This is a genomic window from Coxiella endosymbiont of Amblyomma nuttalli, from assembly GCF_018107685.1.
In the GTDB taxonomy this organism is placed as follows: Bacteria; Pseudomonadota; Gammaproteobacteria; order Coxiellales; family Coxiellaceae; genus Coxiella.
In genome coordinates this window covers 152,641-168,771 of record NZ_CP064834.1, presented here as the reverse complement: position 1 = coordinate 168,771, position 16,131 = coordinate 152,641, and the positions used below count along the sequence as shown (strand labels likewise).

The following is a 16,131-nucleotide window of genomic DNA, read 5'->3' as shown; positions in this document are numbered from 1 at the left end:
AGACGTCTTCACGGTCAGCTGAGCCTTTTTTAGATAACTGCACTCGTGAAATAACTCTATGGTCTTGCTTAAAAGACTGCGAGTCAGCAGGAACCGCTACCCGACGATCAAAAATATTTCGATAACGAATTTTATTACGCAGTTGGATCACACCATAAAATAAAGCTTCTGCTGTGGGTGGGCATCCAGGCACATATATATCTACAGGTACAATACGATCACAACCACGAACTACTGAGTAAGCATAATGATAATACCCACCCCCATTTGCACATGAACCCATCGAAATTACCCAACGTGGTTCTGCCATTTGATCGTAAACTTTACGCAGTGCTGGTGCCATCTTATTACAAAGCGTACCTGCAACAATCATCACGTCGGATTGTCGAGGGCTAGGTCGAAATAATCCAGCACCGAAACGATCAAGATCATACCGAGATGAGGCGCACTGCATCATTTCAATAGCACAACAAGCTAATCCAAAAGTCATTGGCCACAATGAACCACTACGTGCCCACCGCATCAAATAATCCATGGAAGTCAACAAAAAACCATCTTTTGTTAACCAATACTTCATATTATTCCCATTCCAAAGCACCGCACTTCCATTCATAAACAAATCCAATGAGCAGGATAAAGAGAAAAATCACCATTGACCAAAAACCGCTCCAACCAATGTGTCGTAATACAACGGCCCAAGAAAATAAAAAAGCTGTTTCTAGATCAAAGATTATAAAAAGAATTGCTACTAAATAAAAACGAATGTTAAAGGGTAAACGAGCATCCTGAAATGCCTCAAAACCACATTCATAAGAGGATAATTTCGCTTTATATGGATGTTGGGGTCCAAAAAACCATCCTAACCCTAGAGAAAGGAAGCCAATAAATAGCCCAACACCCATAAATACTACAATAGAAAAATAATTCGCTAACAAAGGAGTAACTCTTTAATAATTAACTATGCACAGACAACCTCTAACAGCATACAGTATATCAAGTATATCAAATTTCCGTCAAAAACCGGTGTGCCGAAGGCCGGACTCGAACCGGCAAGAGGAACCTCCCCACTGTCCCCTCAAGACAGCGTGTTTACCAATTTCACCACTTCGGCCTTATTCTGGGAGGCCGACCTGCTCCTCATCTAATGAGCATGAGTACCACCAATCCCAAGCTGAAAATTTCTAAGTGGTATTGTTTTTAAAGGTAGCATTTTTCTTGAAACTTCGAATTGACGCGATGCCAAATAACTGAGTCCTATACTCGTCGTAAAAAAAATAGCCGCTAAAATGATCGTCATTTTCGTTAGGAACGGCGTAGCACCTGCGCTACCAAACATAGTGTTCGAAGCACCAATACCAAAGGTCGCCCCTACATCGGCACCTTTTCCGTGTTGCAACAACACGAGTGCAACAAGACAAATGGCGATCAGCACATGTATTAATAGAATTGCCGATTGCATTGTTGTCCTATTTGTAAAAATTGCTCCGCTTGCAAGGAAGCTTCTCCTACCAGTACCCCATCGACATCTGGCATCGCGAATAAAGCACCAGCATTATTTGGCTTTACGCTACCACCATATACAATCCGTGTAGTTGCTGCAAGCGTGATCTCACGTGCATGTAATTCGGTTCGAATCGCCGCATGCACTTCCTGGACCTGATCAGGTGTGGCATTTTTGCCGGTTCCAATAGCCCAAACAGGTTCATAGGCAATAACCATCCCATTAAGTGAATCCAGCAGGCCATTATCATTTATGCTCAGCACAACCGCAAGTTGTTTCTGTATTACCTTTAATGTTTGTCCCGTTTCACGCTCGTTTTCAGTTTCTCCGATGCAAATGATTGGTCGGATACCGTGCTTCAAAGCCACTTTTACTTTGGCAGCCACTTTCTCACCAGTTTCTCCATTAAACTGACGTCGCTCTGAATGCCCAACGATGACATAACAACAATGAAAATCACGTAACATTGCTGCGGAAATTTCCCCCGTATGAGCTCCAGTCTCATGCTCTGAGACATCCTGAGCTCCCCAGGAAATTTGGGTATACATCAAAGCGGCCTCACAATGAGCAATAAAAATAAAAGAAGGAAAAACAGCAAATTCCACTATTTTCAGGCACTTACAACCATGCTTTAGTGCTTCTAATAACACCGTTATGCTTTCGCGTGTACCATGCATCTTCCAATTGCCAGCAACTAACGGACGACGCTTCACTAAGAACCTCTATTTCTCTATGTAATTGCGCATTTTAACAGATTCTAACAGAATAAACACTATAACAAAGACCATATCAGTATCAGCAGTTCTTTTTAATATAGTCTTCAATTTATAGTCCCGAGCTAGATGGCGCTTAGCAAAGCTTCCTTACCGCTGTCTGTCGTGTGGAGAAAGAGGATTGTTCCTGTTCCTCTTCCCAGAACTACACAATTTTATAATTTACCTTATCATGTTTAGAACCACTATGAGACTTGCCTTATCTGCTGAACTTCTAGAAAGTATTAATAAATCCCCTTTATTTGTTCAGCACATTAAATATTTATGTTTCTTATCGAGATTCCCGTCAAGAGGTTTCAGTATACTTCTATTTTTAGAATAGATAAAACAACTAAAAGTCTTTTTGAAGACTTTAAAGAACTTTAATTTTTGCGTGCTTGAGAGCATCCTGAATGTAAAATTGATAATCAAGATTACCATAATATACTAATAAAATTTTCATCAGCGTATCAAGTTGTTTTTGTGAAACTGCATTAAATTTGGCCAGTTTAATTGCAATTACTTGAATAAGAGCCGAATCACCATTACTTAAAATCGTTGTGATCACTGAATGTTCTTTCGTAAGTGGAATAGAAAATGCACCCTTTATAATAGGCATCGGGATTGTTTTATTTATTCGTTCTACATTCTTTTCAATTTTCCATACTAACTGATCAGTATTTTTAATCATCGTTAATGATTGTCTTTGATTAATCGCATCTTGAATTTTTCTAGCCAACTGATTTGATTGTACTTCTGCTAATTGTTTTCTAATTTTCTGCTCAATGTACAAAGTAACTGTGTTTAACGGAGAAATATAGGAAGGTTGGTATTGTTTTATTCTTAAAACAGCTAAACTTCCATCTTTCAATTTTATCAAATTACTATTATTGTGTTGTAGTAATATATCATTGCTAAATGCCATTGCTATGATTTTAGGATTTGAAGCAATACCTTTTCGAGCACCATTACGTGTAAATAATCCCGTTGTCCGAATTTTTAAATTTAATTTTCGCGCAGCAGATTGAAGGGTTGTCGGGTCAGTATAAGTAATTGTCGATAATTGATTGCCTTTTTTGGTCAAAATTTCATTAACTTTTTCTTGAATTAAGTCGCATTTAATCCGAGCTTGCAGTTTACTCAGAGACTGTATTTTTTTTATATTTTTATTTTTTATATTTTTATAATATTGCTTTATTTCACGATTGCTCACTAAAATTTGCTGACGAATGATGCTAGGCGACAATAATAGATAAGCAATACTAATTTTTTCTGGCATCCGAAACACCTGACAGTGTTTCTGATAATAATCGGCAATCATTTTTTTGTGGATTTTAACTTTATTTAAAAAACGAGCGCTTGGAATAATCACATAACGAAAATTACGTGTTTGACGAAGTAATTCGTAATGAGTTTTTATTTCAGCAGGCAACACAAACGCACTGCTACGAATGCCATCTGCAAATTGTTGGATGATAAGTGCATCACCTATTTTCATAAAAAATTCGTTACCTGTTAATGAATTTTCACGCAGAAATGCTTGATAGCGCTCTTTAGAAAATTGTCCGTTCCTTTGAAAAACCGGCAATTCAGCAATAAACTGACTAATCTGATTAAAACTCATACGAAACCCAGCTTTTTTTGCAGAATGCAAAAGCACATTATTCATAATTAAATTTTGCAAAGTATATTGCTTTAGCGCTTCACTTTGTCTACTAACAAGTTGGCGTCCCAGTTTTAAGACATAAGTACGTTTCATCTGTTGAAAAACAGTAGCGAGTTCCTTTGCGGTAATTTTTTTGCCATCAACCTTAGCAACAATTTCTCTGTTTCCTGTTTCAGATTGTAAATAATACTGCATACTCCAAAGGATAAAAGAAAATGACATCGCTGCAAAAATAACCCAAGCAACCCAACCTTTAACATGTTTATAGAAATTCTGTAGCATGTAGCTAATTTCTGTTATATTTAGATAATTGGTTGTTAGTTATATGTTTTTAACATGGTACACTATACACGGTGTGCTATACCTTGGCAAGTGGCCTATACTGAGTCAAACTAAAGTGAAATATTTGTATGATGAGAATAGTTGATACTTCGTTTATTGTATTGAATAATGTCTGTTATGATGGCACTGTGTGTTATTTATAACAACAGATAAATACTCTGTGTATGCTATCATGCTCATGATAGCAAGAATGATAGTAAGTAGTGAAAATTTTTATTTCCGCCTTTCGACTGCTCATCTATTTTTCATAACAATAACTATATTTCAATATTCTATTTTATTTACTAATTAATATTGTTTTCTAAAAATTTTTCTATAGAATTTTCTTTTCTATAGATTTTGTCACTTCCACATTACAATTAATTGTATAATCTTTGATAATGTCTATCAAGAAGTATTCTTTATACATAGGATTAAGAAACTTAGAGTATCGTATGTTTTCTTAATGAGTAGAATTATATTTTTAAAGTTCATTTTTATTACTGGAAATGAATATTATAGTTTAGGAATGTACACTTACTAGTTAATGCTGACATTATTAAAATAATTATTAAAGAATAAAGGAATTCCATTTATTATAGTTATTTTCCCTGAGCCTATAACGATCACGTTTTTTGCTTTTTATGACAGGGCAAATAGTCTAATTTATCTGTTTAATCTAAGTTTTCTATACCGTCCTTCATTATGATACTGCTTTTCTGGTTTTGAAAGTATGTGCATTAACTATATGTGTTAAATAAATATTTCTCCTTTGCCTTGAGCGCTAGTATGATCGATTATAATTGTAACGTCTTTTATAGAGTTTACTGTTATTTCTATTTGATTTCTTTAAAAGGAAACTACAACCGATTTATTTGTTCCGATTGGTCTATATAATTTTTCAAATATCACATTTTATATTACTAATAATAATATTAACTGAGTTTTACAGTTAATATTTAAGATCCATTTTTATAATTATGCTTATTTCTATGTGGGATGGTTTATAAAAATTTTCAGTTTCTCAATTTTATTTAATTGCTGATATTTTAAAATTGATATACGAAATTTAAAAGTCTTGAAATTATAAATAGATATTAGAATAGATATTATCATGTTGAAAAATTTGGAATAAATCGATAAAATATGAATAAAATACGGTTGTCAATAACAATGAATAGCGATACCCTAATAAAGGAGAAGGAGTGATTGTTTCTATCGCTCCTTTTTACTCCTTTAAAAAGGACGGTGCTCAATTGAAAAATACAAGTGATATAAAAGTTGGTTTATATAAAGCGAGTGGAATTTTTGCAAGTTTTCTTTTTATCGATGGCTCCTATCATAACAGTTCTATCTCCTGCAGTAATGTTCATGTAACTAATTTGCTATTTTTAAGATATCTGGATCATTATAGTCCAATAGTATATTGCAGAGATCTTGATCTTGTAGATAGCGTTAAAGACTAAGCCTAAAGATTTAAGATGTATATTTTTAAAAACTGTTTAGTAGAATTATAGCAAACTTTATCAGAGAAAATATTCAAGTAATGGAGTTATTAATAAAAAAATTTTTAAAAATCTTCAGTACACTTCAGTACACATTTAAAAACTTTAATTAAAAGCTAATCGTATCTATGCTACAAATATAACATCCTTTGAAATTAGAACGACTATTCTGTTGAAAAATAAAAACTATAACTAAAAATGCATCAATATTGAATAAAAACTTTGGTCTTGAATATTATAATAATTATAAAAATATAATAGCCCAATATAATTTCGCTAAACAGTATTTATGTAAACACTTCTTAAAAACATAGTATGGTGAATATTCATTAAGTATAACTGATTCTCTCCAAGAGATATGTATTCATTTATCATTGTGAAACTTTAGAAAAAGTCTATCTATAAATAGCACTAAATTAAATTTTAGAATACAAGTACAAAAACTCTGTTTATCATAATATACCAAAACATGGGTACATTATTATGTTCTATTTTTAGAATAATTTTATAGACGTTTAAAATCAATTTTATATTATATTTTCCTATTTCCTTTTTTAAAGAAACACGAAGAGTTGTCAACCACCACTACATAGAAACTTTTGCGGTAATTTAGACAAGTATAAAACAGTGTGTGAAGAACAGTAAAAAGACAAGAACAGTGAAATTTCCAGAAACATTATAATATACTCAAAGTCATTGTTAGTTAATACGTTTCCATATATTTTGCTAGTAAATCCAGTAATTACTTCAATTATTCAACCAAAAATTGATAAAAGAAAAAATACTGCTTACTAGTTTTAAACTAGTTTTGAAAATGATTAGTATTTTCCTAATGCAAGTAATAAAATAATAAAAAGTGAAATCATTAGGCATATTCTTAGAAATGAGCCGATTAATTCTATTAATTATAGACTCATCTATAAAATTTAAGAACAGAAACTAGTACTTCATTAAAAGGATGACCTCTCATAATAAAAAAAGCACTATCCCATTTCATGAATATCGTTTCGCACGTACTTTACCTTTACAAGAATCATTTTACACAATAGTCAAATCTGTGGTTTTGCTAATTAACCGAATGCATAGAATTTTTAACGAACTTATTTACAAGTATCTTGACAATCAAGTTCATGCCAATTTAGTCGGCATCAAGGTACAGTCAAAGTAAAGACGAACAAATTCACAAAACTCATTTAAATTACTTGAAATCTACGAGCGATGCTAAAAATTCTCGAACGAAGACGGTACACAAATAGACAAAGGTTAACAACGAATTTTAGCATCAATAGCACGTTATTACGGATCATGACTATAATCAAAATATAACTACGTATTATACGCTACCCCTAGCATATGGATATATGCGAGCCATCTAATGTAAAAAAATCTAACATTCTTTAAAGTATTGCTATTATAACGGAGCGGACGGGACTCGAACCCGCGACCCCCGGCGTGACAGGCCGGTATTCTAACCAACTGAACTACCACTCCGCTTTGGAGCCTCTCAAGTCGACTCACTTCACTTCAAAGTTTTCTTTAATATTATCTAACCAATAATTATGATGGGTACTGTGGGACTCGAACCCACGACATTCGCCTTGTAAGGGCGACGCTCTACCAACTGAGCTAAGTACCCACGACAAAAATTTATTTAAAGAGGCATCAAGTTCCCGGGCAATGAAGATAACGAATGTATCTAGATTAATCAAGTTTCTTTTTGCTCTTTAATGATTAAATCTTTCTCTAGCTTCTTACCCACAGAGAATCAAATAAACCATAGTGCTGAAATTTGCACCGGTCCACTCGTCGTAGCTTATACTCGATTCTTACTACATGTTGACTAATTTTAAAGATATTAAACTTCGTAAGCACTATTATTTAATTGCTTCTTATTACTGATGTTACGATCGAATCGATAAACGCATCTAAAACGCAAGTAGCCACATTTCAATATCAACAACTCTTGCCATAATTGCAGTGAGCTCAATTTCAATGGGTTTACTTTTAGTTATAAATAAGTCTTTTCGACAAGCTTCATGATCAATGAATTAATTACACGATATGCACGCAATACACAGTATCTATAGTCCATAACTCTTGTTATCTGAACAAGAGATCAATTCTACTCTATCAAAAATCTTCGTTGTTATTTAAGTAAAGGTTTAGAGCCTTCCATATAGCAACCGCTCGAGCCACTCAGTTGTCCTATATTAATAGGAATATGGTTTTATATCGATTTCCACCAGTTTGTATAAAATCAAAATGCTGTACCGGGTTATTGTTACCAACCAAACGGTACCTTTCTTGCTCGTGTCATTTTTCCATTTTTTGTGCATAATTAAAGCTATTTTAGTAGCTAGTATTGTTTTTTTAAGTTACTGTTCCTTTGTTAATAGCATCTAGGAGTCTCATTACCTAGAAGGTCTCACCAGCCAGACGCTCTCCTGCTATCAATCACTATGTTGTTATGCATTATGAAGAAAGCAACGCTCTTCCCCTGCTTTTATGCGCTAGTCAACTAAAATCTTAAAACAAGCATGTACTTATCTAAAATATCCTCCTTGCTTTTAAATATTACAATGCTATCCATATAATGGATGCTATTCATTCTTATCATATACCCATTCAACATATGGGGTAGTTTAGTAAAACACCTTAGTTAGTAAACACCTTACCTTAAATCATGGCGCTTACTTGCTTTCTCAGTGGCCATTTTTTCTATCATATAAACATAAACACGACCATTTGTCGAAAACTGTAAATCCGCGATTACTAATACTATTGTGTATCTATTGATACTATCCCTCTATTTAGGAGGTGGTCGTATTAGTCATGCCTTACTTTATGTGAGAATTTTTCGCACAGCCATAAGTATAATGGTCGATATGTTTCATAAACTAAACTGATTTTTACTATTATCAATGAATAAATTAGATTTTCTGAGTCAGAATATGGTTAAGTAGTCAGAATATGGCTAAATAAAAGATTAATATCATTAATGCATTGATAATTGTTTGAATATTACGGTGCATTAATGCAATACAATAATCAACTGATTAGAGGGCGTCATAGATATCAGATTCATCTATAATAATAAGACTATAAAATTGATGATAAGCTAGACTTCCTGGAGTTAAGAATATAAAGCTATAAATAGGAGCCATTCTGTGATAACAGAAGATATGTAAATGAAATAAATAAAAGTTCAGTTTGAGCCATAGTGGCAGTAAGGCGGTAATATAATTAGTAACTCATTTTAGTAGCTTATTCCAAAGAACCTGTAATGTGATAATTTACTTGTGCTGCTTTGCTAACCTGAGGAGATAATACTTGATTAGCAATCCATGCAATAATACCAGCAAAAGGTCCTCCTGCAATACCAATGATTAAAGGTAAAGAAGAAGTGATATTTGGCATAATTGTTAAATGCAAATCGTAGTTTTTCTTCGTAAAACCAATAAGCCCTTCTACCCGCACCCAAGCAGCATCACCTATCAATGATACATTTTTTGTTCTCGCGATTCCCCCCATTAGAGAAAAATCTCCCTGAAATGCATTAAAAGCAAACCCTTTTTTAGTTAAATTCGCAAGAGTGAGCGGTAATTTTGGTAGTGATTGAAGACTTAATAAATTGAGCAGACGACTAAAACCGAGCTCAAATTCGGCACTTTCCCCAAATTCTGTCATGCGCCCATTTCGAAAAGAAGCCTTCACATGACCATATAAATGCGCTACCTCAAATTGATTAGGCGATCCCAGCCATCGCAAGGAAAAATTAGCATTTCCTTCGCCTCCTTCCAAAATGCGAGTTAAGCCCCATTGCTTAAGAAACGCACCTAAATCACAGCTAATAAATTGCCCAGACAGAGTGGTTTTTGATTTACCTACTTTATAATTCCATAATCCTAATGCATGCATATAAAACAAAGGCGTTGCTATATTGAGCTTATTAACTTTTAATCCAATTTTAGTTTTGGTTGTTTGCAACTCTATTTTTCCTATTAATCTTTTACCGTAACGAAAATCATCAATGGAAATGTTAAGAGATGGCCATCCTTGAAGATCGAGTTTTTGCTTTTTTTCTTGTGTTATTGGCAAATAAACTCGCGAAAAATGCCCTTGCCATTGTTGTTGTTGACGGTGATTATTCGGAATAAAAAGAGCACCAATGATTAATGGACTGTGAATATCAATCAACCATCCCTTCTCGGTGAGAAATAAGTCGAGAGCAGTATTCGCATCAACAAAATGACCACTGTAACGCATTTTAATTCTAGCGAATTTCTCATTAGAAAAAGTGACCGTAGAACTCAAAATAGCAGATTCTTGTGCTGATTTATTGTAGGGCGAAGGCAATATAGATTTAACACCGATTAAATCTGTGATGATATTCAAACTATCTACTGATTTTTTTTGGTTATTATGCAACCTTAGTAAAGCATGATAAGCAGTGGAACCACTTAAATTATTCAATATCGATGAATGGCATTGATTTCGCAATGCTTTTATTGTTACTCGGCCATGCACTTCCAATTGTAACGTCGATAAAGAATCAAAAGGATGAATTGTTACGATTTTAATAGTTATCGGGAGCCCTAACCATGCAGCATGAATTTGATCTGCTGAAAAATTCCAGTTAGCAAAATGAAAATTACCTTGAATGTTATCAAGCTTTATCCCCCAATTTTTTAAATTTAATTGGCTTTTTTTAATTGTTAAGTTTCCATCAGCTACAATGTCTCGCCTAGCCTCTTTTAACAGAGGGATCGTTAATTTTAAATTAAAATTCATTGGACCGCGAAAAACCATATTTTTCATTTTATCAGCAAGTAAAAGTGGTGTTGCCTGTAAAAATTTAAATCCGTCACTCAGATCAGAGGATATATGTCCTATCACCGTTAAAATTGGTTTTTCTAAGTTAGGTATAGTTGCTTTCAAATTATTAATGGTGTTTCCCAATATCTCTCCATGATCAGCAATAATGCACACCTTATTATTGTGAAAAGAAATTTTCGCATGGACATTTTGAATATCTGGCCATCCAGAATGATAGTGCAGATTAACGTGATCCACATTTGCAATCACATCGAAACAACCCCTACCATTATTTCCCCCATGCATGAAAGAAAATTTATTTAGTGGGTCCTTAAGATCGAGTGTACCGGATACTGCAGAGTTTGCTAAAAATGCTTGGTACAACCATATCAACAAGTTAGAGTTAATATGTCGATAAGGTAGGTAAATATTGTTCGACGTCACATTGTCTGTGATAAATTCTCCTTGCAAATTAATATAGGGATAGTATTTTGTAGGTATCCAAAGTAATCCTTGTTCTTGCCAGTGGAAATGATTATCCCCGATGCCACATTTCTTCAAATAAAAATCCCATCCTGTAGCATTACGTCTCCAATTAGCTGTTAATTGCAATTGATTTAATATGAAAGGTCGTCTAAAAATTAGAATTTGTGGGATAGCTATCATGCTTTGAGTTGATTGTAAGACGGGTTTATTCCTAGAAGAGCTTATATCAACAGAGCTGGCAACACGTGCAATACTAGATAAGTTGTTCCATGTATGAACACCAAGATCATTATTATCACTGATTATGTGATAATAAGAAGTTTGAGGCGCGTAAAGCACCGTCAAATTTTTTAACTGCCCTCGCAAATGTAAGTTTTGATAAAAGGTTCGCATTTTCTGTGGCCAGAATCCAATACTCTCAGCTAAAACATCTATACCTTCTAAATCAAAGTGATTACTTTTTAAAAAAAGAGTAGTGAGTGATCCCCTATGAATAATATGTACGCAGAAACTATGTTCCGGCCATTCTTTTCCTCCCGTACGTAAAAATATATGATTGCTCGTTAACCTCCATCCATCAGGATACTGCTGCCAGTACAAATTAGCAAAAACCTGATCAATTGCTACTGTTTTATGGGATTGAGCTATTGCAAACCTGAGGCTATGAGCACTTACTAAACCTTGCACAGATTGTAGTTGCCACTTATGCAATCGCATCCGTAACTGGACATAACCTTTTCCATGTTTAATCGAAAAATCTTTAGTATATGTCCGCATCCAACGGTTATCAACCAATTGCTTAAAAACAATATTTTTCACATTTACACGGAACCAAAGATTATCGCAATCTAATTTCAGTGAAAACCGAAATCGAGTATGTGTAGTCTGTCTAAGCCTACCTGCACCAGTTATTTGATGATGAAAAATATCATTCTTTACTACGATTTGTAAGTTATCAACAGAAATTAATTTCCCCTGTGATGTGAAATAATTGATAGTAATATTTTTTAAAGTGATATTAGATTGCCTTGAGAGTAATAAAATCGTATTTCTTATTTTATCTAAATTGGCAGTATTTTCTTTTCGCAGCACCATGCCTTTAATACGCCATTTACCTTCTTGTGTTTCAGCTACATTAATTTCTGTGCCTGATAATATTAAACGGCCAGGCAATAAACGCCAATGTAGTAAACTATGAAAAACATCTAAACTGATCGACAGTTGAGCAATCTGAAATAAGGGTTTGTGATGTTCGGAATCAATAATAATAACGTTGTGGAAATTAAACGCGGGACCAAGCCCATACCAACTCGTTGTAATACAACTGATACGAACCGATTGGTGTAGCATGTGGTTAGCCCATCGCTCAAAAAAATCTCGCTGATAATCCTGATAATTAAGTAACGGAATCGTTAAACGCGCAATGCCAATCAATGCGACAAAAAACACAACAACACTTACCGTCGTTATTAATAAACATTTCAAATAACGCTGCATTATACCTTCAAATCAATCTAATCTAAATCGATGATGATAATTCCGTAGTAAAAATCGCACCCAAGGCCATAAAAGCATTGTGCTTAAAATGGGTAGCCAATATTTCGCCGTTATTGGAGAAACATTAGCCATCACCATAATCCAATATTGTATCGCTAAATAAACAACCACTGAGATTGATACAAGAATGGTTTGTTGCCATGATGGCAAGCTGTGAATAATTGCCTGAAAACGAATGAAAAAATAAGAAATAATAGTGAATAAAAGAGCATGCTGCCCTACCATTGTACCTGTCAATAAATCAAGTAAAAGACCACTAATGAAAGCCGTTCCAATATTTACTCGATGAGGCATAGTCATCATCCAAAACAGCAAGACCATGAACACCCACGCTGGTCGTAACCACACAGCCCATGCTGGTAAAGGTAGGATAGTAAGCATCATTGCAATTAGTAACGTAATGCTAATAAAAATAAAGTCTTTTGAAAAACTATTTTCCATGTTCCTTACTTACAGGCGTCAAATTTGATTCTAATTCTTCTTGTACCGCTTTAGCTAATGAAGCTCTTTTGCTCGGCCAAGCCATCAGCACCTGCTGTAACTGCTCTAAATGCGCAGATCGTTGCAATATAATTGTTGCAAAGCGCTTAGAAGAACTATGCCCTATCTCAGATACGATACCAACCGGATAGCCTATAGGATAATGCAGCCCGAGACCCGATGATACAAATAGGTCCCCCTTCTGAATATCACTGGTATCAGGTATATTAATTAATACTAGTTTTTCAGAATTACCCATTCCAACAGCAATAGCGCGAATTCCGTTGCGATAATCTTGCACTGGAACGGCACTTTTTGGATCAGAGATCAACATGATTTTACTTGCTAATGGTCCGACATGAACCACTTGCCCAACTATACCATAAGCATCCAACACGGGTTGTCCAATATAAATGTGATAGCGCATCCCTTTATCAACGATAATTTGTTGTAAATTTGGATCTAAATTTACGGCAAGTAATTGAGCGATGGTTATTCTAGTATTATTGACATAAGAAGTTGACTTTAATAATTCCCGTAATTGTGAATTCTCGCGTTCTAGTGCGAGTAATTTTTGTAATTTGGATTCTAATAATAACTCATGAGCACGCAACCGTGTGTTATCATCGATTAATTGCTCTTGGGTAGTGATACTCGTAGCAATCCAATGGAGAGTCTTAATCGGTGCGTTAACTAGATATTGCATGGGGAGTACTATAAAGGCCAGGTAGGCCCGTGTTTTTTGAAAAAATGCAGCCTTCTGATCAAGAACAAGCAACGTGATGGCAAGCCCAACATATATAAGGGTTCGGAGTCCTGGCATTGAAGAGCGCGCAAAAATTAACTTGATACCTACCTCCTCTTTTAAAATAAAATATTATCAGTCACGTGAGAGAAATTCACTACCCATCGAACGCATTAGTTCTAATGCTCGTCCTCCACCACGAGCTACACAGGTTAAAGGATCCTCAGCTATCACAACAGGTAGTCCCGTTTCTTCCATTAAAAGTCTGTCGATATCTTTCAACAAGGCACCACCACCCGTTAATACCATCCCCCGTTCAGCGATATCGGCTGCTAATTCTGGAGGCGCTTGCTCCAGCGTACTCAAAACTGCGCTCACAATTCCGGAAAGGGGTTCTTGTAATGCTTCAATGATCTCATTATTCGTTAGAGTAAAGCTACGCGGTACACCTTCCGCCAAATTGCGTCCGCGAACCTCCATTTCTTTAATGTCATTACTGGAAAACGCTACAGCAATTTGATGCTTAATGCGCTCAGCTGTTGTTTCACCTATTAAAACACCATAATTACGACGAACATAACTGATGATAGCTTCATCAAATCGGTCACCGCCAATACGGACAGATTCAGCATAAACAATACCGCTTAACGAAATAATAGCAACCTCAGTGGTTCCACCACCAATATCAACTACCATTGAACCGCTAGCTTCTTCTACCGGCAAGCCAGCACCCATCGCAGCCGCCATTGGTTCTTCAATTAAATACACTTCGCGTGCACCAGCACCCAAAGCGGATTCTCTAATAGCACGTCGTTCTACTTGAGTTGATCCACAAGGAACACATACTAATACACGTGGACTTGGGCGCAGAAATCGCGTTTTATGTACTTTATGAATAAAGTACTGCAACATTTTTTCAGTTACATGAAAATCTGCAATAACACCATCTTTCAATGGTCTTGTGGCAACGATGTTACCTGGTGTACGTCCCAGCATGCGTTTGGCCTCAACACCCACAGCAGCTACCCTTTCCTGACCACCACGAGCACCTCGTCGAATTGCTACTACCGAAGGTTCATTTAGCACAATACCACCCTGCTCTATCATATAAATTAAAGTATTAGCAGTTCCTAGGTCGATGGATATATCGTTCGAAAGCAACCCACGTATTTTTTTAAGCACGGACAATCTCTTCCTACTGAGGTATTCAAAAATGTACTTTAACTGAAAATTATAGTCGAGGGAAGTAGCTAAATAGAACCTAATCTCATATTTCCCCTTTCTTAAGATACATATGGTCTGTACTAACCCTTTTTTAAATCTAAATCATATTTAGGAGACTATTTAGCGTTAAGACCAGAATAGTTTTTATTAGTCACATTACATAAATGCAAACTTAGAAAACATTGGTTAAAAGAGATCGGTTGCATGGAATTATCAAGGGAGGTTCTCTCAACGACTTTTAATGATCAGAAATCCTAGGATAAATATTTTATTATGTAGGTAATTCTTGTTACGGTTATTATTTTTATTTTCTTATACTTTAACATCTATACTAGTTCGATTTAAAAGCAAATATAGTACTAAGCTAGTACTAAACGCCATCTCGTCGCGTTTGAGAACAAGAAGAAATTGCTAATATTTAATCGCTACAGTGATTTTTCTAAGCTTTTTCTTTAGCTTTTTTTGACAGCAAAGAATCGTTTTATAGACTCTGTATGAAAGTCGTCTGGACATTAGATTGCATCAGAACTTAGTTTAATTTATATAGAGTTGTGTACGTTAGTGAGCGACATTCATTTTATTGCTGTTTATTACTATAGGTTAGTGTTATAGATTACCTGTATCTTCAAGGAATAGATGGAACTGGAAACATCATGTTAAGCAATTGAATACACCGCTTTACCATAAGTTGATATCGCGATTTAAATCGGTGTGCTAGATCAGGTTGAGATGGTATATGATCATATCACTTGTTAATAAGTTGCATTCTGTAAGCATGGATTGGTCATTTGCAAAGTAAATCAAATATCTTTTTTATAATTATACAGATCGCGCATGATAATGGAGTACAACTGAAAAATTCAGTGATCGGTGTTTTTTGAAAGCATGTGTCGCCTTTTTTCAAACAAAAAGGCGGAATAAAAATTAATTTCTCAAATACTGCGATGATAAAATTCATGGCTGACCGAAAGTCATGTCCTCTAATAGTGTGTCTTTCAACAACGAGTTGACCACAGAGGACTCCATAGTGAAACGAAAAGATTTTCTTTTGAAAATAGAGTGTCGAACAATGCAAGAAA

General features: G+C 35.0%; 9 protein-coding genes, 3 tRNA genes and 1 pseudogene. 1 reads left to right on the top strand and 12 read right to left on the bottom strand.

The window, feature by feature from the left end; genetic code table 11:
- Positions 1–94 precede the first annotated feature (94 nt).
- From CEAn_RS00540 to CEAn_RS00515, 6 genes and pseudogenes are all read right to left on the bottom strand, one after another.
- Positions 95–577, bottom strand: a pseudogene (locus CEAn_RS00540) (NuoB/complex I 20 kDa subunit family protein); the annotation flags it as partial.
- A 1-nt stretch (position 578) separates the two neighbouring features.
- Complete coding sequence (gene ndhC / locus CEAn_RS00535) at positions 579–902, bottom strand: NADH-quinone oxidoreductase subunit A (RefSeq protein WP_211924125.1); 324 nt, start codon at positions 900–902, stop codon at positions 579–581.
- Positions 903–1,026: 124 nt separating this feature from the next.
- A tRNA-Leu gene (locus CEAn_RS00530) sits at positions 1,027–1,111 on the bottom strand.
- A gap of 30 nt (positions 1,112–1,141) precedes the next feature.
- Entirely contained in the window at positions 1,142–1,459 is a 318-nt protein-coding gene (gene secG / locus CEAn_RS00525) for a preprotein translocase subunit SecG (protein WP_211923905.1), read from the bottom strand.
- Positions 1,438–2,214: a triose-phosphate isomerase gene (tpiA, locus tag CEAn_RS00520; protein WP_211923904.1), complete on the bottom strand. Its 777-nt coding sequence runs from the start codon at positions 2,212–2,214 to the stop codon at positions 1,438–1,440. Before tpiA ends, secG begins: the two co-directional genes overlap by 22 nt.
- 412 nt (positions 2,215–2,626) lie before the next feature.
- Positions 2,627–4,201 carry a peptidylprolyl isomerase gene (locus CEAn_RS00515; protein WP_211923903.1) on the bottom strand — a complete coding sequence of 525 codons (1,575 nt, stop codon included), beginning with the start codon at positions 4,199–4,201 and terminating at the stop codon, positions 2,627–2,629.
- Positions 4,202–5,445: 1,244 nt separating this feature from the next.
- Here CEAn_RS00515 and CEAn_RS00510 point away from each other — a divergent pair.
- Positions 5,446–5,706: a hypothetical protein gene (locus CEAn_RS00510; protein ID WP_211923902.1), complete on the top strand. Its 261-nt coding sequence runs from the start codon at positions 5,446–5,448 to the stop codon at positions 5,704–5,706.
- A gap of 1,456 nt (positions 5,707–7,162) precedes the next feature.
- On the opposite strand, the gene CEAn_RS00505 is transcribed toward CEAn_RS00510, so the two are convergent.
- The 6 genes from CEAn_RS00505 to CEAn_RS00480 all read right to left on the bottom strand — a co-directional run bounded on the left by CEAn_RS00505 (position 7,163) and on the right by CEAn_RS00480 (position 15,010).
- Positions 7,163–7,236: transfer RNA gene (locus CEAn_RS00505), tRNA-Asp, on the bottom strand.
- A gap of 72 nt (positions 7,237–7,308) precedes the next feature.
- Positions 7,309–7,381 (bottom strand) — tRNA-Val (locus tag CEAn_RS00500).
- 1,628 nt (positions 7,382–9,009) lie between these two features.
- Entirely contained in the window at positions 9,010–12,543 is a 3,534-nt protein-coding gene (locus CEAn_RS00495) for a YhdP family phospholipid transporter (protein WP_211923901.1), read from the bottom strand.
- Positions 12,544–12,555: 12 nt separating this feature from the next.
- Complete coding sequence (gene mreD / locus CEAn_RS00490; RefSeq protein WP_211923900.1) at positions 12,556–13,044, bottom strand: rod shape-determining protein MreD; 489 nt, start codon at positions 13,042–13,044, stop codon at positions 12,556–12,558.
- On the bottom strand, positions 13,034–13,906 hold the full coding sequence (gene mreC, locus CEAn_RS00485; RefSeq protein ID WP_211923899.1) for a rod shape-determining protein MreC: 873 nt from the start codon (positions 13,904–13,906) through the stop codon (positions 13,034–13,036). The genes mreD and mreC overlap by 11 nt, the downstream gene beginning before the upstream one ends.
- Before the next feature lie 57 nt (positions 13,907–13,963).
- Positions 13,964–15,010, bottom strand: coding sequence for a rod shape-determining protein (locus tag CEAn_RS00480; protein ID WP_211923898.1), 1,047 nt, complete (start codon positions 15,008–15,010; stop codon positions 13,964–13,966).
- Positions 15,011–16,131: the final 1,121 nt, after the last annotated feature.